19 protein-coding genes are annotated in these 24,261 nt (G+C 61.8%); 9 read left to right on the top strand and 10 right to left on the bottom strand.

Translation table 11 applies throughout. The features are described 5' to 3' along the window. The 3 genes from PLL20_16080 to PLL20_16090 all read left to right on the top strand — a co-directional run. Nucleotides 1-367, top strand: a 367-nt coding sequence (locus tag PLL20_16080; protein HPD31510.1) for a hypothetical protein, incomplete at its 5' end; no start/stop codon positions are given. Nucleotides 368-417: 50 nt separating this feature from the next. After that, nucleotides 418-1,986, top strand: coding sequence for a hypothetical protein (locus PLL20_16085; protein ID HPD31511.1), 1,569 nt, complete (start codon nt 418-420; stop codon nt 1,984-1,986). 199 nt (nt 1,987-2,185) lie between these two features. Beyond that, complete coding sequence (locus PLL20_16090; protein ID HPD31512.1) at nt 2,186-3,265, top strand: DUF4432 family protein; 1,080 nt, start codon at nt 2,186-2,188, stop codon at nt 3,263-3,265. A 75-nt stretch (nt 3,266-3,340) separates the two neighbouring features. On the opposite strand, the gene PLL20_16095 is transcribed toward PLL20_16090, so the two are convergent. The 3 genes from PLL20_16095 to PLL20_16105 form a co-directional block, all read right to left on the bottom strand. Continuing rightward, nucleotides 3,341-4,102 carry a PIG-L family deacetylase gene (locus tag PLL20_16095; protein HPD31513.1) on the bottom strand — a complete coding sequence of 254 codons (762 nt, stop codon included), beginning with the start codon at nt 4,100-4,102 and terminating at the stop codon, nt 3,341-3,343. A gap of 71 nt (nt 4,103-4,173) precedes the next feature. Continuing rightward, nucleotides 4,174-5,337, bottom strand: coding sequence for an LptF/LptG family permease (locus PLL20_16100; GenBank protein HPD31514.1), 1,164 nt, complete (start codon nt 5,335-5,337; stop codon nt 4,174-4,176). Between the two features lie 13 nt (nt 5,338-5,350). Continuing rightward, nucleotides 5,351-7,057: an LptF/LptG family permease gene (locus PLL20_16105; GenBank protein HPD31515.1), complete on the bottom strand. Its 1,707-nt coding sequence runs from the start codon at nt 7,055-7,057 to the stop codon at nt 5,351-5,353. 311 nt (nt 7,058-7,368) lie between these two features. Between PLL20_16105 and PLL20_16110 the strand changes: the two genes are divergently transcribed. Continuing rightward, entirely contained in the window at nt 7,369-9,312 is a 1,944-nt protein-coding gene (locus PLL20_16110) for an MFS transporter (GenBank protein HPD31516.1), read from the top strand. 47 nt (nt 9,313-9,359) lie between these two features. Here the strand turns inward: PLL20_16110 and lpxA are convergent, their stop codons facing one another. Continuing rightward, the gene (lpxA, locus tag PLL20_16115; protein HPD31517.1) at nt 9,360-10,175 is read right to left on the bottom strand and encodes an acyl-ACP--UDP-N-acetylglucosamine O-acyltransferase; all 816 of its coding nucleotides are present in this window, start codon (nt 10,173-10,175) and stop codon (nt 9,360-9,362) included. Between the two features lie 247 nt (nt 10,176-10,422). Here lpxA and PLL20_16120 point away from each other — a divergent pair, with 247 nt between their 5' ends. After that, a complete protein-coding gene (locus PLL20_16120) occupies nt 10,423-11,364 on the top strand; it encodes an endonuclease/exonuclease/phosphatase family protein (GenBank protein HPD31518.1) in 942 nt (313 codons plus the stop codon). Here the strand turns inward: PLL20_16120 and PLL20_16125 are convergent. Continuing rightward, the gene (locus PLL20_16125; GenBank protein HPD31519.1) at nt 11,341-13,401 is read right to left on the bottom strand and encodes a hypothetical protein; all 2,061 of its coding nucleotides are present in this window, start codon (nt 13,399-13,401) and stop codon (nt 11,341-11,343) included. The genes PLL20_16120 and PLL20_16125 overlap by 24 nt on opposite strands. 32 nt (nt 13,402-13,433) lie before the next feature. Continuing rightward, entirely contained in the window at nt 13,434-14,066 is a 633-nt protein-coding gene (locus tag PLL20_16130) for a sigma-70 family RNA polymerase sigma factor (GenBank protein ID HPD31520.1), read from the bottom strand. 279 nt (nt 14,067-14,345) lie between these two features. On the opposite strand from PLL20_16130, the gene PLL20_16135 reads away from it, so the two are divergent. From PLL20_16135 to gltX, 3 genes are read left to right on the top strand one after another with little or no spacing between them, the layout of a single operon-like run. After that, the gene (locus PLL20_16135; protein ID HPD31521.1) at nt 14,346-15,050 is read left to right on the top strand and encodes a phosphatidylserine decarboxylase; all 705 of its coding nucleotides are present in this window, start codon (nt 14,346-14,348) and stop codon (nt 15,048-15,050) included. 3 nt (nt 15,051-15,053) lie between these two features. Next, nucleotides 15,054-16,037 carry a phosphatidylcholine/phosphatidylserine synthase gene (locus PLL20_16140; protein ID HPD31522.1) on the top strand — a complete coding sequence of 328 codons (984 nt, stop codon included), beginning with the start codon at nt 15,054-15,056 and terminating at the stop codon, nt 16,035-16,037. After that, nucleotides 16,034-17,509 (top strand): glutamate--tRNA ligase, encoded by a 1,476-nt coding sequence (gltX, locus tag PLL20_16145; protein HPD31523.1) that lies wholly within the window; start codon nt 16,034-16,036, stop codon nt 17,507-17,509. Before PLL20_16140 ends, gltX begins: the two co-directional genes overlap by 4 nt. Here gltX and PLL20_16150 read toward each other — a convergent pair. Together PLL20_16150 and PLL20_16155 are read right to left on the bottom strand one after the other, a co-directional pair. Then, entirely contained in the window at nt 17,421-18,842 is a 1,422-nt protein-coding gene (locus PLL20_16150) for a DUF1080 domain-containing protein (protein ID HPD31524.1), read from the bottom strand. The two genes, gltX and PLL20_16150, sit on opposite strands and share 89 nt — an antisense overlap. Before the next feature lie 662 nt (nt 18,843-19,504). Then, nucleotides 19,505-20,494, bottom strand: coding sequence for a J domain-containing protein (locus PLL20_16155; GenBank protein HPD31525.1), 990 nt, complete (start codon nt 20,492-20,494; stop codon nt 19,505-19,507). A 111-nt stretch (nt 20,495-20,605) separates the two neighbouring features. On the opposite strand from PLL20_16155, the gene PLL20_16160 reads away from it, so the two are divergent. Continuing rightward, nucleotides 20,606-21,991: a nitrilase-related carbon-nitrogen hydrolase gene (locus tag PLL20_16160; protein HPD31526.1), complete on the top strand. Its 1,386-nt coding sequence runs from the start codon at nt 20,606-20,608 to the stop codon at nt 21,989-21,991. A 486-nt stretch (nt 21,992-22,477) separates the two neighbouring features. Here PLL20_16160 and PLL20_16165 read toward each other — a convergent pair whose 3' ends face one another. Next, the gene (locus PLL20_16165; protein HPD31527.1) at nt 22,478-23,377 is read right to left on the bottom strand and encodes a phosphoribosylaminoimidazolesuccinocarboxamide synthase; all 900 of its coding nucleotides are present in this window, start codon (nt 23,375-23,377) and stop codon (nt 22,478-22,480) included. 143 nt (nt 23,378-23,520) lie between these two features. After that, the gene (locus PLL20_16170; protein HPD31528.1) at nt 23,521-23,883 is read right to left on the bottom strand and encodes a hypothetical protein; all 363 of its coding nucleotides are present in this window, start codon (nt 23,881-23,883) and stop codon (nt 23,521-23,523) included. Between the last annotated feature and the right edge of the window lie 378 nt (nt 23,884-24,261).

Genomic DNA, 24,261 nt, shown 5'->3' on the forward strand with positions numbered 1-24,261 from the left:
GCTGGCGGCGCCGGTCTTCGGCGCAGCAAGCGCGGCAGCCGTCCTCATCATGGCGCTGCTCATCGCGGCGGTCGTCGGGGGAGTGCTCTCCAGATGTCATGGGCGCAATCTGCACCCCGCCGCCATGCAGATGCAATGCTATCTCGGCGGCTTCTGGCTGGTATGGGCGGTGCTCGTCTGGGTCTGGCTCGTGTGCTGTACTCTCCTGGCGATGGAAGGGGCCTTCCGGTCGATGGGAGACACCCTGTCAATCGACGGTGCTCTGCTGGGATTCCTGTGTTGGTTCTTGCCCTGCGCGGCCGGTGTTGTTGTGAACTTCGTTCTTGTTGTGAAAGGAACGGCCGCGGCGCGGTACGCGAATCGGTGATTGCCTGGGGCAGTTGAAGATCGCCCGGCATTCACGAGGTGTGACGGCCCATGACTGTAAGAGTGCAGACGGACTCGACCCCGGAGACCGCGACAACCGACGTGCCGTCGATGCATTCCGTCGCCGATACCGGACCGCGTGGGTCGCTTCTGGCGACCGTGGCGCCGTGGCTAAGACCGGCCAAGTGGGCGCCCGTGGTCGCCAGGATGCCCCTCTGGTCGTGCTTCACGGTTCATCTTCTCGGCGCACTCGCTGCTTTCGTGACCTGTATGTTGATGATCGATCTTGAATCCACGGCTTCCGGCGACAGTTGGAGCCCATGGGCGGATTTCGGGCTCTTCTGGATGGATCACCCCGACATCGCCGCCGTGGTGACTGGTATCACGGCAGGCTTCATTGAACTCGGTTTCCTCGCGGCGGCGTTCATCCTGACACCTTGGGGCGCCGGCGACGAACCGTTGCGCTGCAGCTACGCCCATGCCCTGCGGCACACCTGGCTGCTCTCGACGCAGGCGGTTCCGCTCATTTTGTTGATTGGGCTGATGATCGTCCCGATCTCCGCGGCGGCTCGCAGCTTCGAGGCTCGGCACCCGTACCCCAGTTTCACGTTTCCCACTCCGCCGACCTATCCAGCCGGTGCCGCGCCCGATTCCCAGGCCATGAAGGATTACCAGGCGGCACAAGCCGAATACACACTCCAGATCAGCTCGTACAACAAGCGGTGGCTGCAGACGTTGCGGGAGTACGAAAGCACACGGCCTTTCATCGTTCGCAACTCGGCGGAAATCATAGGCTGGACCTGCATTGCGGGTGTTGTCTGGGTGCTGTGGTCTCTGCTGCGGGCGATCGGCGCGCCACGCAAGTTGCCTTCGATCGTGCGTCCTCCGACGTGCGAGTTCTGCGGCTACAACCTGACCGGCTCTGCCCTTGACGGCAGGTGCCCGGAATGTGGCACGCCGGCTATTGACTCCCTGGGGCCGGACGTCCGACCAGGCACACCACTGGACCGTTCAACGAAGGAACATTGGTTTGCCGCATGGTGGAAGAGCAGCATCGAGGCCATGCGGCGGCCTTGTCAATTCGGGCGGCTGATCCAGATCAACCAGCCGTCGCGGCGGTACCGATGGAACCTGGCGGCACCCCTGCTGGTTGGTATCCTGGCCGCAAGCGCGGCTTTCTGTGCGTCTCTATGGATTCATTTCAGGAATTCCGACGACGACTTCTCCTTGATTGTCGGCAAGGAATTCTTCACCGTTGCTGCCCCTTTGGCAGGCATCTCCTCGGCCGTCAGCGTGGTCGGCGCGACGCTGTTGATCGCCGCTATCGTGGGGTGGATCCTGTCCTGGCAGAACAACCGCAACCTGCTTCCGGCTGCGATGCAGATGCAGGCCCATCTTGGCCTTCTGACGATCCTGTGGCTCCTGTTCGGCTGCGGGTGGACAATCCTGACGTTTTACGTGGAATCCATGGACGTCTTTCTCGCCATGCAGCGCGTTCTCCTTATCCACAACGACCCGCTGGAGTTCTTCTTCTGGTGCATGCCCGTTGCAGCATGGTTGCTTCTCGACGTCGTTCTGGTCTGGAAGGGGACTGTGGCCGCCCGGTACGCCAACCGCTGAGCCGGATGGTGCCGTGTTGCGCCGCGTTGCCGGTCCGGCGAACGGCCGTGCCGAATGACGCCTGTCTGTCAGCCCACAAACCAGGGTTTCGTGCGATGTGACTGGCTGTTTCCGCCTGCCGACGTGCCCGGTAGAATGTCGCGAACCGCCAAAGGCTCCTGAGCAGGCAATGAGATCATGAGATAGGAGGAAGATGATCATGGCCAAGAAGACGACCGCTGCGGGCAAGTACGCTGACGTCCCGGTAATGAATGTGCTGCAACTGGGGGGGATCGAGACTTCGGTTCTGGACAATGGTCCCGGGCGCGATGTTCGGATCGCCTGGGTCAATACCGGCGGCGGGCTGCGCTACAAAGTGGTCATCGATCGCGGCCTGGACATCGCCGACGCCGAATACATGAACCAGTCGCTGACTTGGCTGTCCCTGACCGGCACCAACGCCCCGTCTCATGCGTACAACCGCGGCATGGACTGGCTCCGCGGATTCTATGGCGGGCTGGTCGTCAGTTGCGGTCCGCTGAACACGGGCGCCCCGTTCTCCGAGGAGGGCCACGACTACGGTCTGCATGGCACGCACTCGCACAGCCGGGCGATCATCGAGTCGATCGTCAATCCCGACCTGCCAACCGGCAAGCTCGATATGAGCATTACCGGTTTGGTCCGTACCGCTCGCGTCTTCGGGCCGAACGTCGAGCTTCGCCGGACCATCAGCAGCACGCTCGGCGAACCGACGATTCGCATCCGCGACCGCTTCGTTAACTGCGGCAATCAACCTGTGCCGCACTGCTGGCTGCTGCACATCAACTTTGGGTATCCCCTGCTGGAGCCCGAGGCGAGCACCTATTGCTACAGTGGCAAGCTGACCTGTCGCGGCGACAGCGCCGAGTGGTTCGGCAAGCGCAAGGATTTTCGCGCCGCCCCCAAGCCGCAGGAAACCCATCGCGGCACCGGCGAGGTGTTCACCTATATCGATCCGAAAACCGATGCCAGAGGCATGGTCCTGGCCGGGGTGGTCAACCGCAAGCGCGGTTTTGGCGTGAAGATCGAATTCCCCAAGAGGCAGTACCCGCGAATGGGCAACTGGCAGCATTGGGGTCCGTGCGGCTCATACACCGGGGCCCTTGAACCGATGACGGCCGGCGTCGAGGGGCGCCCCATCGACCGCGATCGCGGCTGGCTCCGCATGCTTGAGCCGGGGGAGACCGTCGATCTGACCTGCAACATCACCGCCACGAGCGACAAGGCGGAACTGGACAGGCTCCTGAGGCTCAACAAGTAGGAAAACGGCAGAGCTTGCTTCCGTGGCGGTCGCCGGAATGGGGTGCGACGCGAACCCGAAGGAACGGGGCCCCGCCTACTTCCGGATTTTCAGCAGCTCGGCAATCACATCGTCTTGCGGGTAGGGATGCCCGCGGTGGATACGGAAGCCTTCGGCATAGGGCTTGCCGATCAATTTGCCGCGGGCAGCGCCGCCACGTTTCATGATTTCGATGTATTCGTCCATGCCGTGGTGCTTTCGCAGCCAGTCGCGTTGTGAGGCATGACAGGCGAGCATCTTTTCCTTGGTTGGCATGACGGAGGTGATATCCACAACGAGATCGGGAGTCACGGGCCGGCCGTCGATCGGGTCGATGTGTTCCGTCGGGTCGGCATAGTAGAGATGTGGCACCCGTTCGGTGGGCGGTGCCGGGTCGATATCCCTGGTCAGCAGGTTGGGCGCCCCGGCGATGAACGTGGCGGTCCGCACCAGCTTACCGCACATCTCATGATCGACCATGTAATCCGTCGGCGGCTGGGTGATCACGATGTCCGGGCGGGTCTTGCGGATCAGTTCGACGAAGCGGCGGATGGTCGGCTCGTCATAGAGAATGAACACGTCTGAGCAGCCGGCGCAGTAGTAGTCGGCGCCGAGGAGGCCGGCCGCGGCCACGGCCTCGGCGTGGCGAATGCGGGCGATTTCATCCGGGCGATGCCGGACTGAGCCGCAATCGCCGCTCGTGGCCGTAGCGATCGCGATCTCGCAGCCGGCCTCGTTCTTGAGCCGGATCAGCGTGCCGGCGCAGGTGAACTCCACATCATCGGGATGGGCCATGAAAGCCAGAACTCGCTTTGACATCATACGGGACTCCCACAAACAGCTTCACTTTTCCATAACCCGCCCCCGCCATGACCGTCAGCGGTGCCTTCTCAGGTATCGACATTGTCGAGCAAAAGGACGGCGATCGGACCGAAGATGAAGATCGGCAGCCAATAGGGCAGCGCCTGCCAGAAGCCGCCGGTGGTACCGACGACCTGCTGCCCGAGGAAGGTAGTCAGAAAAGCAACCGCGCAGATCGCCAAGGCCTTTGAGCCCTGACCCAACACGTTGCCGGGCAGCCGGTTCATGAAAAACGGCATGCCCAGCAAGAGCAGCACCATGTTGCTGATCGGCAGCGTGAATCGGGTGTGCCGGATGCGAGCGACCCGAACCGGGTCGGCGTCACCGCGACTCTGCAACGTCTTGATCTGTCTGAGGCTCAGGAAGTCAAGCCACTGAGCGCTTTTTCGAAGCAGCAGATTGGCCGGCGACAGGTCCGTCTTGTAGAAATCAGTGACCACGGGCGTAAGCCTCTCGCCCGTATCACTCACGATGAATTCCGCCCGGCGACCGATGTCCAACCGAAACGCCCGTTGCGTCAGTTCCCATCCGCCGTTGCGGTCGTTCCACCGGGCGTGATCGGCGCGGATCACCGAACGGAGCTGGCCGTAGTTGGCGGGGTCGCCCGGATCGGTGAACCGCTCGATGACGATGAGACCGCCGATCTCCTGTTCCTTCGGCAAGAACTCCTGAGCGCTGAATAAACGGCCGTCCGCGTCCTTGATATACCAAAGATCCTTGTGGATGCGAGCACCCTCGACATCGTCGCGCGGACGGGCGATCTTGGGCGCGAGCGCGGGGATCAGCATTTCCTGGTCGAGGATGAGCAAGGCGTTCATGGCCAGACCTGCAAGAATGATCGGCATGGCCAGCCGGTACATGCTCGTTCCCGAGGACAATACCGCCGTCATCTCGTTTTGCCGCTGAAGTCGCCCCAGGGTCACGCAGGCTGCGAACAGGGTAATCACGCCGGAAAGCTGAGCGAAATAGAGCGGGATGTTGAAGACGTAATAGTCGATGATGTTGGCGAGAACCTTGATCGCTCCGCCGAGGAATGACGACTGCTGCTGCGGCCCCTCGGTCATCGTTTCCGTGAACTCATCGGCGTTGAAAGACAGATCGAGCACCACATACAGACTGATTAACATAAGCAGGGAAAGGATGTAGTTGGCGAGAAAATTGCGAAGAAGATATCGATCGAGAATCCTCACCATTGCCCGGCTCGCCTCAACGCCTCAGATACCTTTTCAGGACCACCAAGTCAACCAGGGCCAATAACAGGATACCCGCCCAGATGATGCCCACGCCAAGGACGTGCAGGTGTGGATCGATGCTCTCGGCCTGGCGCCGTCCAAGCATATTCATGGCCACGATCGCCAGGGCCGGCAGAAAACTGATCGCAAAGGCGGTCAGGAACTGGCCGTTTCGGAAGATGATGCCCAAGGCCGCTGCCAGAATGATGGTCACCAGGGCGCTGGCACACAGACCCAGCCTCGAATGCAGAGAGCCGATGATTTGATGTCGTTGGCGGAGCATGTCGAGCACAGCCTTGAGCCGGAGCTTCTCGATCTGCGGCCCCAGGCCAAGGGGCTTCACTGCGCTTTGCAGTTGAGCGCGCGACCGGATCTTCCGGTTCATGATATCGCCCAGACCGAGCAGCCTGGCATCCGAGTATTGCTGATCGTCTTCAAGGAGACTCGGCGGGGCGGCGATGGGCTGCAAATCGAGGGCGGCGTGCGGAAACGTTCTGCCGGGTTGAGCCGAGTCGGTGAATGTAACGCCACCCAGCAAGCTGATCAGAACGATGTCCCGCGTGTTGGCGATATTGCGCTGCAAGCGGACCGTAGCCGACTCGGCCTGGTAAACCCGAGTTCGTTTTCGACCCTTCTCCTCGGTCCACGCGCATTTCACCGACACGTCCCTCAGCTCCGGCGTAAAGTTTTCTTCGATCATCCGAGCGCCGGCGGCGCGGATCTCGTAGCGTTGCGTCTCATCCTCGATGATCAATGGTCCCGAGCTCGCCGCAAAATGGCCGCAGAGTCGTCTGTAAAAGAGGCTTTCACGCACCTCGCGGCGAATCTCACCGAGCTGGGGGCGAAGGGGGGGCAACTGGCTCGGATCATTCTTGTATTTCAGCAAGTCGCCCAGCGAGGACCACTTGGGATCGTAAAACAACACCTTGGGCAGCTCCCTGGAACCGAACGGTCGGGTTTTCTCCTGATACAGACGAGCCTGCTGGATGTCCTGCAAATCCACCAGCCGGACGTCGGTGAGGAACGCCTCGACCAGCGGCTCGCCGCTTTCCGGGGCGGTCTTGAAGTCCGCTCTTCCCTGCCTGACTGTGCCGCAGCGGACCAGCTCGTCCCCCTTCAACTCGATAAACGCGCCATCGTGAATCAAGAGGACGTCGTGACCGCCCTCCTGAACAAGGTCAACCTTGCCGGCGTGCAGGATTTGCGCTTCGCTCTTCTTTTTATCCTCGCGCTTGAAGTAGCCCCGGGTCTTGAGGGCCTGGAAAGCGAACTTGGAGATGTCATATTGGACGCGGCTGGCTATGCCCGCGGCGGCCTTGGGGATGACGTAGTTGCTGAATGCAAACGCGAAGAGCGCCGTGAAAATGCTGAGCCCCAGGGCCGGAGCCAGAAGACGGTGGATGTTAATCCCGCTGGCTCGGCAGGCGTCAAACTCGTTGTCAGCCGCCAGACGGCCATAGACGATCGCGCAAGCAAACAGGGCGGACACCGGCAGCGTCACCGCCAAGACCATCGGCTGGATCAGCCAAAGAATGTACAGGACGGTCGTCGCCGTCGGAACTTCGACCCTCAGGACAGTCGACATGGTCCCGCAGAGGCTCAGCACCAGCGTCAGGCCCACGGCAGCAAGCAGAAAAGTCTTGAGCAGCTCGCGGGTGACGTAAAGCTGTAGAGTCCTCATCAAAGCGCCCTTCGGGTGCCGCCGGTCTGGGCCGGCTCCTGGCGGCCAATGGGCTATCGAATCCTAAGGCCTTGTCAAACAAGGACTAAAGAACAAGCCCATGCAACGTCTCGCCGCGCCGAATACCAAACCTACCCAATTCTGGCGGGGCGTCAATAGGCTTGGCCCGCGATCCGCGAAGCGCCGGGGTACCGGTAAGGGTATATGGAATAAGCTCTGGATCGGCGCCGCCTCACATGGGAAGCGTGCGCCCGCTACCGTTAAAATGCCGGGCCATTAATAAGGTCATGATTCGTACCCAAGGAACAGCTATGGCCAGCACAACAACCGCTGCGTACCGCAGTCGTCAGCCTGATGCGGACGCGGGCGCGCTTGTCAACCGGATCTTACTGCCGCTCTGCTTGGGATGCGCAGCGGCCATCGTCGGGAGCTGCTTGCCCGCAGCGGTCGCGGCCGGTGGGCTTGTTGGGATCGCGGACAAGGCTGGTGTGCGCGCCCAGACGCTCGCGATCTGCCTGTTTATGTTCCCGTTTTTCCTCTTGGGTCCTTTCGGCGGGCTCCTGGCTGATCGCCTTCCGCGGCGAGGTCTGATGATCGCCGTCGGTTTGGTCGCGACGGCGGTGACGGCCGGACTGGTTGTGCTGACCTCTCGTAGACCGCTGGCCCCGTCATGGAACGTGCTGATCTTGACTGGTGGAGGAATTGCCTTGGCGTTGCTCTGGCCGGCAAAATCAGCGCTACTGCCCGGTCTGGTTTCCAGGCACCGACTTGCCCGAGCCAACGCTGCGAGCTGTGCGTTGGTCGTCTTGGCGGTTGCGGTGGCAGTACTGGCGGGTGGATATCTGGCCGACAGGCAATTGCCGCGGACGGCGTTGCTCGCAAGTTCAGTGTCATTCTTGTTCAGTTCGCTCCTTTTGTGCCTCATTCGGCAGCCGGCCGGAAAAGATCGTAGGCCGCCCCGCCACGTCACGGGTATCGGAACCCTTCGCGAGACCGCACGCTACATCTGTGGGCACCGGCGGGCGGCCCGGCTGATTCTTCTCAACATGCTTGTCTGGGGCTGCGGAGCCCTCATCTGGGGCGCCGCTCCCACACTGATGAGGGACGTGTGGGGTCGACAGGGCGTGATTGACGTTCGGGTGTTTCAGTCGTTTCTCGCCGGTGGTTTGCTGGTCGGGGCTCTCATTCTGACAAGCATCGCCGACGCCTTGCGCGGTGAGGCGATCATCGCTTGGTCGCTGCCGGCGGTCACGCTGGCCATTGCCGTCCTGGCGGGTCTTGCGCTGCTGCCGATGTCATCCGCTCCGGCCTTCTGGGCGGGAGCCGCCGCAGCCGCCTTTGCCGGGACGTTCTTTGCCGGCGCCACGGTCGCCTGCAACGCCCTGCTCCAGCGAATCGTGCCGAACAGGTTACGAGGGGGAGTTTTCGGGATGTCGTATCTGACCGGCACCGCCGCGTTGCTGGCGGTGGTGGGAGCGCTTGGTATTCCGCGCTGGTCGAATCTCAGCGATTGGATCGGCTGGGTCTTGCTGGGCGCGGCCGCAGTCGTGACCGGGATCTCGGCGAGAGTCTGGAGTATTCGACTGCGACACGGACCGTTGCCACCGGCCAAGCAGTTCTGGTGGAACCTGAATGAGTTCTACTGCAAATGGTGGTTCCGGTTTCGCCGGGAGGGTGCCTGCACGGTGCCGGCCGAGGGAGCGGTCATCGTTGTGGCCAACCACACCTGCGGCATCGATCCGCTGTTGCTCATCGCGGGCACATCGCACCGGTTGATCGGGTTTCTGGTTGCAGAGGAATACACGCACATTCCGATAGGCGGGCGGCTTATCCGCATGATCGGTTGTGTGCCGGTGCGGCGAGACGGGCATGACGCTGCCGGCACACGCGCAGCTCTGCGCCACCTGCGCGACGGCCGTGCACTCGGGATTTTCATTGAGGGTGGCATCCCTGAGCCTGGGGAGGTTCGCGAGCCCAAACTCGGCGCCGCCATGCTTGCCCTGCACAGCGGCGCCCTGATTGTGCCTGCGCACATCTGGGGCACACACTACGACGAGAACATTGCCCGGTCCTTCTTCCGTCGCCATCATGCCCGCGTTCGATTCGGCAAGCCGATCGACCTGAGCCGCTACTGGATCCCCAGCGGCGATAAAGAAGCGCTGAGGAGAGTCAGCTTGAGACTGCTGGAGCGTATTCGGCAACTGGGTCCGGGCGGCGAGATGGAAGACGACGCGCCGATCAATGTATCGCCGTGATGCGCGCGGGATGCTGATTCAGGATGAATGACGCTTGCGGCAGCCGCTCATTCCTCGGTTTCGGCAGCCGTTGCCCGTCCGCGTCGGTTGTGGATACAGCCCACGATGCCGCGCTTGGATGGGGACCGGAGAAACTCGACGATTTTGCGACCGGCATCGGTCTTGACGGTTTGGGCCAGTTCGTCCAAGGCCTTTCGAAAGGTCATTCCGGAACGGTAAAGGGTCCGGAAGGCCTGCTGCACTTCCCGCCGCTGCTCAGGGGCAAAACCGGCTCGCCGCAAACCGACGATGTTAATGCCGGCACATAGCCCTGACAGTCCGACGGTAAAATAAGGCGGCACGTCCATGCTTACGGCAATGCCGCCCCGAACCATGACGAGGTCGCCAACACGACAGAACTGGTGAATCGCGGTATTGCCGCTGAGAAATGCGCCGTCGCCAACGTGGACATGGCCGGCCAGGAGCGCCCCGTTGGCCATCTTGACGTCGTCGCCCACCTGACAGTTGTGCCCGACGTGCGAGTTGGCCATGAGGAAACAGCGATCGCCGACCACCGTTGCCGAACCAGGGGCCGTCCCGCGATGGATAGACGCCCCTTCTCGTACGATAGTGCCCTCACCGATCCGGCAGTAGGTCTCTTCACCACCATAGGCCCGATCCTGCGGAGCGTGGCCGATGACGGCGTTCGGGTGGATCTCGCAGTTCGGACCGATCTCGGTCCAACCCGTGAGATAAGCATGAGGATAGACACGGGTCCCGGCACCGATGCGAACGACGCCTTCAACGATCACATAGGCACCGATATCGGCGGTCGGATCGATCTCGGCTCGCCGGTCAATGATTGCAGAAGGATGAATGGGCATTCCGTGCTGCCGCCTCGTGATCCGGGGATACTGCCCGCCGTGGCGTGATGCACAAATCCTGCGCGGCAAACCGGCCCGGACCGGCCACCGCACCGCCACCCGGGCAAACGCGTGAACACTATACACGGACTGCCGCAGAAGGCCAGCCGCCGGCGCAGCTTGGCGAGACCGGCGGGAACGCTTACCATCGGTGGTTCGAACGATCCGGGCGGCCGACATGCGGACCTTGTTCACGAGAGGAGAATCCATGCGAATTCTGACACTGGCGGTTGTGACACTGACAATGGCAGGTTGTCAGCACGGAGGCCTCGGCCAAGGCACGAGCGGCACACTGGAAGTGCGAGCGATGAGTTTCAACATACGCTATGGCACCGCCAACGATGGGCCCAATCACTGGGACAAACGCCGCGAGATGGTTTTCCAGGTCTTCCGCGACCATCGGCCGGACGTGGTCGGCCTGCAAGAAGCCCTGCGGTTCCAGTTGGACGAAATGCGGGAGGCGCTGCCTGAATACGACGAGGTGTCTGCCGGACGCGACGACGGCAAGGCAGGCGGCGAGGCGTCGTCCATCTTCTACCGCTCGGCCCGCTTCGACGTGCAAGAGCACGGCACCTTCTGGCTGTCAGACACTCCCGAAGTACCCGGCTCGCGAAGTTGGGGAAACAACATTACCCGAATCTGCACCTGGGCACATCTCCACGACCGCCAAAGTGGTGCCACCTTCTACATGTTCAACACCCACTTGGACCATCAGTCTCAACCGGCTCGCGAACTGGGCGCCGAGTTGATCGCCCAGCGAATGGGCGGCCGGGCGCATCCGGACCCGCTCATCCTGACCGGCGATTTCAACGCGGGCGAAGGCAACCCGGTAGTGCGATATCTGAAAGGTGAGATTGCCACGGTACCCGCCAAACGGGGTCCTTGCGCGGTCGTGCCGGCCCTGGTTGACACCTTCCGCGTGCTTCATCCCGATGTGAAGATCGTCGGCACCTTCAACGGCTTTTCCGGCAACCGCGAAGGAGAGAAGATTGACTATATCCTTGCCTCGCCGGAATGGACGGTCGCTGAAGCCGCGATTGTGTACGACAACACGGACGGTCGTTACCCATCCGATCATTTCCCGGTCACAGCGGTGTTGCGGTTATCCCCGCCTTCCGGCACAGGATCACGGGTTCGCGGCGGGCTGTGACGTCAGATCTGCAGAGGCCGGCGCGGAGGTGGACGAGGCGGCCGTAGGCTGCGTGTCCGGTGAGAGCACCTCAAAGTACACCACCAGCAGGTTGCTATCGGCCGGCCGGGACCCGCCCGCCGACGCGGGTTGGGAACTGCTTTGGCCAAACCAAGAGCCGGCATACCTGGGAGTCGATCCTTTACTTTGTGCTGCGGCGTAACCCCCATAGCCTGCGCCCATGCCCTCCAGACCAGTCCCGGCAACCGCGCCGCCCATCATGCCCATCCCACCCGTGCCGTAAGATGCCTCATCTTGCGGCGAATCGGCAGGTGAAGTCGTGGCGTGGGGTTCCGCGCCCGTATCAAGGACAATGCTCCGGTCAGGCCTCAGAGCCATATCGTAGACCTGGTTGGCCACGCCTTCCTCATCCGTCATGACGTCGTCTCGGCCGCCGTTCTCAAAGATGCGAGCTAAGTCCCAAGTCATCTTTCCATCCAACGGTGAGATTGTGTCGGCATCAGAGAGGTAAAGTGATTTCCGAGACGGCTGCGTTGCCGGTGGTTTCGGAAGAGCCGTTGGAAGCTTCATCCAGTCTGACACTCCGTCGCCGTCGTCGTCGTCCCACACTCTGTCGGCAGCATCGTCAAACACCGTTGTTGTCGGCCGTCGATCCGGTCCTGGGCCGTCCTCTTTTGCTTTGTGGTCCCGGAGTTGCACCGCTTCCGCGTCCTCGGCGAGATAGCGGTGGCGGCCGGCGGACCAGTCGCGGTTGTTGAGCACGGCCATGAGTCGATCCGCTGAGGCGCCGTTGACGGTGACCACCTTGAGAACGTTCACGGCAGAATCCGGATTCGTGTCGATCGAGGCGACCTTGACCGCACCCGGGGCTGCCCCCCAATCATCTGCGACAACCCCATTGGTCCCGCCATCTCGAAGGGAACGAACTCCCAGTTCCTGTCTGCGGTGGCGAACCGAATCGCCAGCCTGAGCAGAAGGTTGGGGGGCCATCTCCGCCGGGTGCGTTTCCTGCGGTGCGGCTACGCTGCGTCGCGGCGCATGCGGCACACCAGCAGACGACTTGGCCTCTTCGTTACCCTCACCCTGCAGAAGCTCTCGCTGAAGCGACTCGATCGCCTTGCTGCGGCTGCTCGCGTCGGCAAAAGAGAAGGTCAGCACGCGAGTCCGACCTTCCGCGAGATCCGCCCCCGGAACCAGGGCCGTGGCGTACTGCTGTTGTATGCCTCCGCTTTCTGCGCTGCGCCCCTCAGGCCGACCGGCAAAGCTCAACATATCCGGCTTTTTGTCCCCGAGTACATCTTTCTCTGCACCGCCGATCAGTGCATCAGCCACGGCTCCACGAGCGGCCGGGGCCTCGGCTAATGAATCACCCTTTTTGCCTTGCTCTGCGCGGACCGATTCTCCCTCGTTCAGACTTGCGAGAGGTTTGCCTGGGGCCGGCAAGGCAGGTGCTCCTCCGGGCGCCCGTTCCGATGGTTTACGTGCGGGACTCGCGGAAGCCGGAGGTGAAACGGCCGGCCCGGCGGCTAAAGTCGTGTCCCCGGCCTCGCGGTGCTTGAACAACTCCTCGGGTGCAATGTCTTGCTTTGTCCTCTCCGTCGCCGCCGAAAACTCTGGCTCAGCAGCCTCTTTGCGGTCGCGAGATGCGAGTTGTGTGCCACCTACCTGTTGCTCCGATCGTAGCGTCCAGGTGAAGTAACCGGCCGTGACGGTTAGGGCGATCACGGCCGCCGCCGCAACCCACTTGCCCCACGACGGGGTCGGCGTTCTGGTGACTACCTCGGCCGGACCCGGCGCGTCCAGCAGGGCTTTACGTTCCAGTCTGGTCCGCAGATTGCCCAGCAGTTCCTCCGACGCCCGGGCTCGGGGCAGCGACTGAACAGCTTCGACGGTTGCACGGAGCTGCGCAAGAAGCCGGCGGGCCTCCGGATCGGCGGCCAGCCACGCCTCAACTTCCGCCTGCTCCTGCGGTGTCAATTCACCGTCCAAGTAGGCGGACAGTTGCATCTCCAGATACTCGCGTCGTTCAGCGTTCATACCACATTGGCCGCTCCTTCGGCGGCACCACCTCATCCAGGCGACAACTCCGGGCCCAACCGCCCGCGCAACTCCATTCTTGCCCGGTACAACCGAGACTTAACCGTCCCCATCGGCAGATCCAGCATCTCGGCGATCTGCTGATAATCGAATCCCTCGATATCGCGAAGCACTACCACCGCTCGCGACTCGTCGTCCAGTTGCTCGATCGCCTCGGCCACGAGCCTGCCGGCCTCACGAGATGCCACCTTCGCGGAGGGGTCGTCAGCCTCCCGCGTGACCCGGCCAACCAGCCGCGCCGCCTGATGCTCCGTCCGCATGCCGCCGTCCGAGCCGTGCAGCGACAGCTTCACCACTTGGGCTGCCTTACGTCGATGCGACAGGGCCAGGTTCACGGCGATCCGAAACAGCCAGGTATAGAAACCCGCCCTCTGCTCGAACGAGTCGATGCGCTCCAGGGCCCGCAGGAACGCCTCCTGAGCCAGGTCCTGGGCGTCGTCGTGGTTCCCGCTGACTCGCCAGCAGGTATTGACGATACGGTCCTGATATCGGGCAACCAGACGGGAAAACGCACTCATGTCGCCCGCTCGGACCTGTTCGACCAGCAGCGCGTCCTCGACATTGATGGTGCCGGGCTGGGCCGATACCGGTGTCTGTTTCGCCATATTAGACGCTCGCGCGGTCCGAGAGTTCCCGGCAAAGCCGGGTTTGCAGAATTGCATCATGCCCCCAAGCCTGCGGCAGGTCAATGCACCCATCTTCTGCTACGACTCATGTCCCACGAAGTTGCGGAACGACCGCTTGCGGGGCGCGAAGGTCCGAGAATGCGGTTGCGGGCAGGGTCATGGCCGGGCGGGGTGCAGCCTCTCGGCCGACCTTTTGCAGGCGAACCGTTGCTGCTACGATAAAGCGGGGGTGGAGAAGCCTTGGGGGAGTCACGTGAGATGCGAATCCCATTGGCCCCGGCCGGTTGCCGGGAGATGATCATCCTGACACTGGTGTTGGCCTGCCCGGCCGCGTCTTTCTATGTCGTTGCCGCCTCGGGGCACTCCTGGGCATGGTTCGCGGGCGGGTTAGCGACCGTTCTTTGGCTGGGTGGCATGGCTTTCTTTCGGGATCCGCAACGGCAGACCCCGACTGTGACGGGGATTCTGGTCGCCCCTGCCGACGGCAAGGTGGTCGAAGTATCGAACCTAGAGGGGCACCCTGACGTGGGCTCGCCGGCAACGCGAATCGGCATCTTTTTGAGCGTGTTTGACGTCCACGTGAATCGCAGCCCTTGTTCCGGTACGGTCCGGCGAATCACCTACCAGCCGGGCCAGTTCCTCGACGCCCGGGACCCGGATTCCGGCCGGCTCAACGAGGCCAACACCATCGTCATCGAGCCGGACGACCCGTCCAAAGGGCCGGTCGTGGTCCGACAGATCGCCGGATTGATCGCTCGGCGCGTGGTGTGCGCCGTCAAGGTCGGCGATCGCGTCGAAACGGGCCAGCGGATCGGCCTGATCAAGTTCGGCTCGCGGACGGAACTGATCATCAGGACCGACAGTGGTTATGCCCCGGCCGTAAACGTTGGCGACCGCGCTTATGGAGCCGTGACCGTTGTGGCCCGCCAAGCGAACTCGCGGTCAATTGCCAAGGAGTCATGACCGATGCTCAAACCCGTTACCCGCGAGAGTGCCGCCATCGAGAGACGCGCCGCCCGCAAACGCCGACGACTGCGCACCATTGGCATGCTGCCAACGCTGCTGACGCTCGGCAACCTCTGCTTCGGCTTCGCGGCAATACACAGTTGTGGACGAGACCTTGAAGAGATCCATGCCCCGAGAAGCCCCGATGTGGCCCTGACGTTCAGGCGCGAGCTCTTGCAGAAATACGCCCCTTCGTTCCTCTCATTCGCATCATGGATGATTGTAGGGTCGTTATTGTGCGATGCGCTTGATGGTCGAGTGGCTCGCAAAACAGGACAAGCCAGCAAGTTCGGAGAGCAGCTTGACTCTCTGGCCGACATCGTAAGCTTCGGCGTTGCCCCGGCGGTCATGATGGTCACGTTGGTGCACCGCGAAATCACCCAATGGGGCTATGCACCCCTGCAGTTCCAACACTTCGGCCGGTTGACCCTGTTCGTGGGGATCATCTATGCGTGTTGCGCGGCTCTTCGCCTGGCAAGATTCAACGTCGAGGCAAGCCTGGACGAAGCGGCTCACCAGGGTTTCAAGGGTCTACCGTCACCCGGTGCGGCCATCGCGGTAATCAGCGTCGTTTTCCTGCACGAGAGCATCGATGCATCCAGCGAATGGGCGCAGTCGGCCAATTTCCTGACCAAGGTTTTGCCGTTCTGTACACTGGTGTTGGCGCTCTTGATGGTCAGCCGGTTGCGGTATGCCCACGCCGCCAACTGGCTCTTGCGCCGCCGGCCTCTCGAACACGTGATTTTGATTCTGCTGGCGTTCCCGCTCATCTGGATCTACACCGAGTTGAGCCTGCTGGTGATCGCATGGGCTTTTGCTCTGAGCGGGCCGGCTCGCTACGTCGCCGGCCGCCTGACCGGCCGGGCTGGTCGGGCCGCGGCCGCACCGGCGACCGGCCTTGTTCCGCCATCCACTGACACCGAGGCAGACAAGAAAGCGTTATGAGTTCAACATCACCCGCCCGCGTGCGCTTTGCGCCATCACCCACCGGATATCTGCACATCGGAGGTGCCCGCACGGCTCTGTTCAACTGGCTCATCGCCCGCCAGACCGGCGGAACGTTCATCCTGCGCATTGAGGACACCGACACCGCTCGAAACGTCGATGGGGCGGATCAGAAGATCATGGAAGACCTGCGCTGGCTTGGCTTACAGTGGGACGAAGGCGTGGGCGTGGGCGGACCAAACGGGCCCTATTACCAATCACAGCGACTGGAGTACCATCGCTCCGTCGTGAATCGCCTCCTCGAAAGCGGCAACGCCTACTACGCGTTTGACACCGCCGAGGAGTTGGAGGCCATGCGAGCCGAAGCCGAGGCCAAGAAGCAAGCGTTCATGTACCCCCGCCCGGCGACCTTTCCGGACGAAAGCGACGTCCGCAAGGCACGGCAGACCGGTCGACCGGTGGTCGTTCGATTCAAGGCCCCCGGCCAGGACGTCACCGTCCACGACGAAGTGATGGGAGATGTCACCGTCTCAGCGCGTGAACTGGACGACTTTATCATCCTCAAGGCTGACGGCATGCCCACGTACCACCTGGCCAATGTCGCCGATGATGCCGCTATGGGGGTCAACTTCGTGCTTCGCGGGCAGGAGTTCCTGTCCCAGACGCCGCGCCATATCGCTCTCCAGCGGGCCTTGGGCTTTACGACGCCCCGTTACGCACACCTGCCGCTCATCATGGACATGCAGGGACGGAAGTTGTCAAAGCGCGACGGCGCTGTGGAGGTTTTCGCTTTTCGACAGGCCGGCTATCTGCCGGAGGTCCTGGTCAACTTCATCGCCCTGCTTGGCTGGTCACCGGGCCGGGACCGCGAAAAGATGACGCTGCAAGAAATGATCGAACTCTTCAGCATCGATCGCATCGGACGAACCAACGCCAGGTTCGACCGCGACAAGCTGATCGCCTTTAACACCGACGCCGGGGCATCGGCAAGCGAAGAAAGGCTCGCAGTGGCATTTGACGATTACCTGGCCGTCAATCCCGACTTGCGCATCAGCCGGGCGAAGCTCGACGAGGCGACTAGACGTTCCCTGCTGAGAATCAACAAAGGCTTCCGCACCTTCGCCGATATCGAGTACAAATGCGGCTTCATCTATGATGCCGATGAGAACATCGCGTATGATCCCGACGCGATCAAGAAAGTGTTGACCAAGGGGGATAACGCCGGGTATCGCATGCTTGAGTCGCTGGTGCCCAGACTTGAGTCGGTTGACCCCTGGACCGCGGAGAACGTGGAGTCTCTGCTCAAGCAGATTTGTCAGGAGCAGTCGGTCAACATGGGAAAAGTCGCCCAACCGATCCGTGTGGCCGTCTCGGGCTCGACCATCAGCCCGCCGATCGGCGAAACGCTGGCACTGCTGGGCAAGGAAAAGAGCCTGAAGCGCGTTCGGCAATGCCTGGCCGGAAGGGCTTGAGAGAATCCTGCTCTTTCGCGGCCTCCGCCAGCGGCCGAATGCGGATATCCCTGAAGCGGACCTCCATCGGCGGCCCTGCGTGTAGTTGCAGGGCGATGACACCGCTCCCGGGCCGATTCGGATCAGTCTCCGTGAAGTCAGCCGTGGTCAGGCCGTTCAGCTTGATCGTAATGCGGGTTCCCACGGCCTTGACCGCCATGTCGTTCCAGCCGTCAATCCGGGCGACCTTTTCTCCTTTACCGGCAAAACCGTCCGCCAGGACGCCCCGCCCCAGTCCTTCCTCGTACAGGCTGCCGTACCACCGGTCGGCGATGTCCGCCTGGTAACCCTTCACCACGAACTCCGGGAAGCGTTGACTGCGAAACTGCACGCCGCTGTTGTGATTCACCAATCTCACCGAATAACGCAGCACGAAATCAGAGTAGGTTTTGTCGTGAATGAGGAAGACGTTGTGCGGCAGCTTCTCGCCGCGTCCGACGATCTCGCCGTTTTCGACCGACCACAGTTTAGGATCGCCGGTCCAACCGGTCAGATCCCGGCCGTTGAACAGAAGCTCGAAGCCTGCCTGTTGCTCCGGCACGCTCAGCACATTGTGCCTTGTGTCCGCCATCCGCCCGCCACACCATCGCAGGGCATTGTGAATGATAGTAATGAACCGCTCGTCCCCCAGCACGGCATCTTCGCACCCCAGCACGGTCGCGAACACGCGCCCTTCGCCGACTCGTCTGGTCCATGCGACAGGTACAGGTTTACCTGCAATCCCGTCGCCTGGAAAGGCCGGCGGCTCGGCCGTTCGGATCAGAACGTTGTTATCCCGCGTGATCGACGGATTGATGATGGGGAGCTCATCCACCCAAGCCAGGCCCCCGCCGATACCCAACATCGTCGCATCAGCGGGGTCGAGAACGACAAAGGAAACATCGCCTGACCGCATCGTGCTCTTGGCCGAACCGCCAAGTATGCCGCTGAGTGCTGGACATGAGCAAACGCCTTTCAGCGAGTATCCCATGGCCACAATCCCTTTGCCGGATCGTACGAACTGAACGATGTTCCGCTCGGTGACGTCATCGAGCTCGATCGGTGAGGCCCAATCCAGCAGCAAGACATCGGTCTTTGCAGATGATGAGATGCCGTCGAGGCTCTCCACGAGATGAATCTGAACCTCGCCCCGCCCGGTGAGTCGGTCTGCGAACCGGCTGCACGCGCACGTGTCTCGGTCGCTGATCAATAGAACCCGCACCGGCAAGGATTGAGGATGAGCGCAGCCGTTAAGGCTCATGGCAAGCGCAACGAAACCGACGCCGCACGACGTGCGATGTGAGCCCACAATCACGACGAAACCTCCGCATCAAAGCGACCAAAACCAGGACGCGGCGTTTGTACCCATGCAAAACCCGCAGTGCAAGCTGCGAACCGCTTGATTGTATACCTGAGCATGTCGTGATATCAGTCAGACCATATCAGCAGCCTCGGAGCAATGTCTTGTGAACCGTCAAACACCAATGATTGACGAATCGCCGACTTGAAACAGGCAGTCGCCGTTTCAGATCAAATGACCCGCGCTCGAAACAGAAAACCGCCTCACAACGTGTGGAAGACACGAGTCAGTTGTGATAAACTCGTGGTCGGTGGGGTGGATAGCCCCGTCCGGTTTCGGTTCCATGCAACAGACAAATCACCCCAGTAGCGTAGGAACCGAAACCGGGGGACACGAGCAGTCTGAAGAAGAGGGAAGCGCAGTCTCGCTTTGGAGGACGACAGAGACCGATCCGCGGCGGTCTCAAATTCAGCCGCGGGTGACGGGGCGCGCGCAAAGACGCCCCAGACAAAAAAGCCATTCCCTTGCGCCCGCGCTCTCCGCGACTCTAACCTCCCCTTAAAACGCGCGGGCGTTTTTTTGCGCGCATTGAGAAACAGGAAAGGAAAACGCGACGATAGCCGGTCACGAGAGAACCGCGGGCGACAACATCGTGACGCGCGAGGAGATGGATCGCGTCACCAGCCCAGGCCGACTCGTGGCGACTCCTGCTCGGTCTGGCGGAGTCTCTCAAATAGCTCGCGTTGCTGAGGCGTCGGAGACTTTGGAGGAACGATTCGCACCACCGCGTAGAGATGACCTGGGACTTTGCCGGCGACTCGGACGCCTTGGCCTTTGAGGCGGAGTTTGGCGCCGCTCGGCGTTCCTGGAGGAACGGTCAGCATGGTCCGTCCGGCAAGGGTGGGAATCTCCACGCGGGTCCCAAGGGCAGCCTCTGAGATGGTCAAGGGCAGGTCAAGATAGATGTCGTTGCCTTCGCGCCTGAAATACGGATGAGGCTTGACCCGGCAAACGATGTACAGATCGCCTGCCGGCATCCCAGGTCCGCCCGAGCCGCCCTTGCCGCGAAGCCGAATTCGCTGGCCATCAGCCACGCCCGGCGGAATCTTCACGGTAATGCGCTGGGTGGCCCCCGTGCGGGGCTCGGTCAGCGTCAGGTCGAGCTTGGTGCCTTGGACGGCCTGCTCAAAACTCAGCTCCACGGGATGTTCGACGTCCGTTCCCGCCGCCGCTTGCTCGTGGAACTCGCCTCCCGATCGACCTGCACTCTTGAAGAACTCCTCGAAGATGCTTCGCCCCGTTCCTTTTCGGCGTCCGCTGCCCCCCGCGAAGACACTGAACAGGTCATCAAGATCTTCGATGGGAATATCGGGCCCCCCACCCGACTTCCACGTGTAGACGCGTTGTCCGCCGGGCCCCGACCGCCAGCCGCCGGTTGGACCGCGTGCCCCGGCGTGGCCGAACTGGTCGTAGAGTTTGCGCTTCTCAGGGTCGCTCAATACCTCGTAGGCCGCCTGGACTTCCTTGAAGCGGCTCTCCGCGGTTTTATCGCCGGGATTGCGGTCGGGGTGATACTTCTTGGCCAGACTGCGGTAAGCACGCTTAATCTGATCCGGTGTGGCATTGCGCGGTATTCCGAGCACTTCGTAGTAATCACGTTCGGACATAGTGGCAGGTCACTTCCTAAGCGTCGCTAGGATTATAAGGCGTCTCGAACGTGTTGCATAGCCTTGTTGGTTGCGCTACCATCGCGCGGCTGTATGGGCGGTTCTCGCTGTATGACGGTCGCGGCGGCTCAAATCTCAGCCCGGTCCGGGGAGGAGGCCGAGCTGACATTGGCTTCCCTGGACAGCGCCATCCGCAAAGCCCATCGAGCCGGCGCCCACCTGCTGGTTCTGCCCGAATGTGCATACCCGGCTTACCTGCTCGGTTCGGTTGAATCCTACCGGGCCGGCAGGTACATGCCCGGCGAGGATTTCGTTCGATGGCTGGCCGGGCGGGCGGCGGATTGCCGGATGCACATCGTCAGCGGCTTTGTCGACGATGGCGGAAACCGGCTGCACAATGCCGCCGTGTTGCTCGACGACCACGGCCGCGAGATTGGCCGGACGCACAAGACATTCCTCTGGCACCTCGAACATGACTGGTACACGGCAGGTGACCAGATTCGCACGTTCGACACGCAGCTGGGCCGGATCGGCATGATCATCTGTGCCGAGACCCGTTCGCCCGAAATCCTGGCCACGCTGGCCGCCGACGGCGCCGAGTTGCTGGCCATGCCGACCTGCTGGGTTAACAGCGCCCGTCAGGCCGGCGAATTCCACAATCCGCAAGTCGAGTTTCTGATCGAAGCTCGAGCGCGCGAGTTTGGTTTGCCCATCGTCTGTGCCGACAAGTGGGGCGTGGAACTGCCCGGGTTCGGCTATGTGGGGCAGAGCCGGATCGTCCGGGCAGACGGTTCCTTGGCCGCAGAGGCCGGTCCGACCGGTGAGGCCGTGATCTGCGCGCAAATCACCCCGGCGAAATCCAACAGGCAGGCGGATCCAAGGGAACACACGGCGAGGCTGCTGAGCCAGTCTGCACCGGTCCGGTTGAGGGCTTCTGATCTGCTCCCCCTCCGGGTGGCTTTGATGACTGCATTTGTTCGGCCGCGGGCACTTGCCGCCAACGGGCCAGTGCTGCGCCACTTGCAGCAACATAAGCCCGACCTTCTGGTGGCTCAGGCGGCTAATATCGACGACGAGAGGAACCTGCGGCGGGTCGCGGCAGATCTTGGCGTCCGCCTCCTGCTCCCGCCACCCGCATGCCAAATGATCGATCTGGCCGCTGGTCGTGCTGCCTGCCTTGTGGGTCCCGCGGCCCGTTCCTTCGCAACGCCAAGAAGCATGGTGCTCGACGGCGCGGCCATGTTGATCTTCTGGGAGGAGCCGTCTGATCTGCCGATTCTACGGGCGCGGGCCCTCGAAAACCGCGTGTTCGTGATCGCGATCAACACTTCCTTCGTCGCGATCATCGGACCCGATGGCACGATTCTGACCCATACCTCGTCTGAATCCACGCTACCCCCTGTCGTTGTTCTTCACTTGGGCGAGGCGGCAGACAAGTTGGTTGCTCCCAACACCGATGTTTTCTCCGAGCGACGACCGGCGACCTACCGATTCTGAAATCTCGTACCGAACAGGTTTGCAGACCAAGCAGGCGGTGGAACCAGTATAAGACACGAACGGACGGACATTCGCCAGTGAAGGGTTTTGCGGGGCCGTTCCGACGATTCTTATTATATTTAGGGTGTTTTCCCTCCTAGGCGCGCAAACGTGGCCGACTCAAAATGCTTGCGCTTCTTTCCCCTCCGGAAGGCGAAGGCGTCTGGTGCAAACCAAGGCATCTTCGCCTTCTTTTTTCTTTCTGACGGTGCCGGAAACGAACCCGAGACCGTCTGTGCGGTTCTTTCGGAGCTTCAGCGCAGACTGGGAACCCATTCACAAACCAACCGCACCACAAGTAGGCCTTCAGGCGTGACCGGTGGGCTATACCGGACAGGCACGGCTGGCTTGGTAAACCGTGGCTGCGGTTCGCAAGACGCTTTCAAACAGCCGTGGAAGAAGCGATCACACGGAAGGTTCGGGCCCGCTTCTCGGCGCGTTCGGCAATCACAAGGACTTCGGAAACTCCTGGCCGGTGATGCGCTCGTAGGCCTCTATGTACTTGCGTGCCGTACCCAGAATGACGTCGGTCGGCAGTGCCGGCCCGGGTGGTGTCTTGTTCCAGTTCAGCGTCTCAAGATAATTGCGGACAAACTGCTTGTCGAAGCTGGGCTGGTCCCGACCGGGCTCATACTGGTCGGCGGGCCAGAATCGTGACGAATCCGGCGTGAGCACCTCGTCGATCAGGATCAGCTCCTCGCCGTCGAAGCCCCATTCGAACTTCGTATCGGCAATGATGACGCCGCGCCGGCGAGCATACTCCGCCGCCTGGGTATAGACAGAAATGCTCAGCCGGCGCACGGTTTCCATGGTCTTGGGGTCAGTTAACTGGCAGGCTCGCTCGAACGACACGTTTTCGTCGTGTCCTTCTTCGGCCTTTGTAGCGGGTGTGAAAAGCGGCTCCGGCAATTTGTCACACTGCCGAAGACCTGGGGGCAGCTTGATGCCGCAAACCGATTGCGTTTTCTGATATTCCTTCCACCCGCTACCGGCCAGGTAACCTCGGACCACGCACTCGATGGGCAGCACCTTGGTCTTCTTGACCAGCATCGAACGGCCGGCGAGTTGATCCAAGTATGGCTCGAATCCCGGCGGCGCCTTCTCGTCGATGAACTCGATCAGGTGATGGCGGATGCCTTTGACAAAGTCGAACCAGAACCTGCTGATCCGCGCCAGCACCTCACCCTTGAAGGGGATCCCATTGGGCATGACAACGTCGAAAGCGCTGATGCGATCGCTGGCGACGATCAGCAATTTGTCTCCCAGGTCGTAGATGTCACGAACTTTGCCCCGCCGAACCGGAAACCCCGGAATGTTCGTCTGCAGAATGATACGCTCGTTTTCCAAAACGCAGCTCCTGTATTCTGAGAGTCCTCACGCTGTCCGACTGCGAGGCACAGGCAACGCTTGTGGACCGGAGAAAGCAACAATCGCCGGCCAATGCTCCGAGCCTGCATCCTCGCGCCGAGGCTCCGTCGTGAGGGCGCGGGCTACGGCGTACTGATATCAACCGGCACGAGCTCGACATTTCCGCCGGGGCAAGTCGTCGGATACTTGCCGGGCGGTGGACCATCCTTCAGACCCTGCCGGACGTACTCCTCGATCAGCAACTCTCGAGGCACTACCTCCTTCCGGTGAGACTCTTCGAGTCGCTTGCGCTGGGCAAGGATGGCGGCTCGCTGCTTCTGCGTCAAGTTGCCCTTGGCCTGCGCCTTCACGGCCTTCAAAAGCAAACCCAACCGGTCTTTCTCCTGGATCAAGGCCGTCCTGAACACCGAGTCTGTTCGGGCCTTCGGATCAAGGCGAATTCGTTCGGAAAGCAAACTGATGGTGTACTGAAGATGCTTGGCCATCGCCTCGGCCTCAGCCGGCGTGCCGTCGTAATCCTCGGGATGATCGAGCCAATCAACGGCCGTGGTCGGGCGCTGGAAAGGCCAAGGGCAGGGCCGAGACGCAGTCGCCTTGGGCGAACCGGACGATGGCGCCAGGGTTGAAGTCGGGCGAAGTGACGAAAGACCGCCTCCAAGAGAACCAGAGGGGCGTTTTGCAGACGAGTTGGAGTTCGTCGCCGGGCTGCCAGCCGGTGCAGGTTCGTTGGGCTCTCGTTCAGTTGCAGCCGATGGCAAGTCTGCCTGAGGCGGGACTGGCCGAACGGCGGTGTCACTGGCGTCCTCGGGCCTGCGGTCGACGGTCATGTATCGAGGGTCATCGGTTTGAGTCTTTAGCTGCCC

The sequence above is a fragment of the Phycisphaerae bacterium genome (genome assembly GCA_035384605.1).
GTDB lineage: Bacteria > Planctomycetota > Phycisphaerae > UBA1845 > PWPN01 > JAUCQB01.

What these genes read in the sequence shown, in the direction of transcription:
- PLL20_16085 (HPD31511.1), top strand. Translation starts at nt 418, where the DNA reads ATGACTGTAAGAGTGCAGACGGACTCGACCCCGGAGACCGCGACAACC.
- PLL20_16090 (HPD31512.1), top strand. Translation starts at nt 2,186, where the DNA reads ATGGCCAAGAAGACGACCGCTGCGGGCAAGTACGCTGACGTCCCGGTA.
- PLL20_16095 (HPD31513.1), bottom strand. Translation starts at nt 4,102, where the DNA reads ATGTCAAAGCGAGTTCTGGCTTTCATGGCCCATCCCGATGATGTGGAG.
- PLL20_16100 (HPD31514.1), bottom strand. Translation starts at nt 5,337, where the DNA reads ATGGTGAGGATTCTCGATCGATATCTTCTTCGCAATTTTCTCGCCAAC.
- PLL20_16105 (HPD31515.1), bottom strand. Translation starts at nt 7,057, where the DNA reads ATGAGGACTCTACAGCTTTACGTCACCCGCGAGCTGCTCAAGACTTTT.
- PLL20_16110 (HPD31516.1), top strand. Translation starts at nt 7,369, where the DNA reads ATGGCCAGCACAACAACCGCTGCGTACCGCAGTCGTCAGCCTGATGCG.
- lpxA (HPD31517.1), bottom strand. Translation starts at nt 10,175, where the DNA reads ATGCCCATTCATCCTTCTGCAATCATTGACCGGCGAGCCGAGATCGAT.
- PLL20_16120 (HPD31518.1), top strand. Translation starts at nt 10,423, where the DNA reads ATGCGAATTCTGACACTGGCGGTTGTGACACTGACAATGGCAGGTTGT.
- PLL20_16125 (HPD31519.1), bottom strand. Translation starts at nt 13,401, where the DNA reads ATGAACGCTGAACGACGCGAGTATCTGGAGATGCAACTGTCCGCCTAC.
- PLL20_16130 (HPD31520.1), bottom strand. Translation starts at nt 14,066, where the DNA reads ATGGCGAAACAGACACCGGTATCGGCCCAGCCCGGCACCATCAATGTC.
- PLL20_16135 (HPD31521.1), top strand. Translation starts at nt 14,346, where the DNA reads ATGCGAATCCCATTGGCCCCGGCCGGTTGCCGGGAGATGATCATCCTG.
- PLL20_16140 (HPD31522.1), top strand. Translation starts at nt 15,054, where the DNA reads ATGCTCAAACCCGTTACCCGCGAGAGTGCCGCCATCGAGAGACGCGCC.
- gltX (HPD31523.1), top strand. Translation starts at nt 16,034, where the DNA reads ATGAGTTCAACATCACCCGCCCGCGTGCGCTTTGCGCCATCACCCACC.
- PLL20_16155 (HPD31525.1), bottom strand. Translation starts at nt 20,494, where the DNA reads ATGTCCGAACGTGATTACTACGAAGTGCTCGGAATACCGCGCAATGCC.
- PLL20_16160 (HPD31526.1), top strand. Translation starts at nt 20,606, where the DNA reads ATGACGGTCGCGGCGGCTCAAATCTCAGCCCGGTCCGGGGAGGAGGCC.
- PLL20_16170 (HPD31528.1), bottom strand. Translation starts at nt 23,883, where the DNA reads ATGGCCAAGCATCTTCAGTACACCATCAGTTTGCTTTCCGAACGAATT.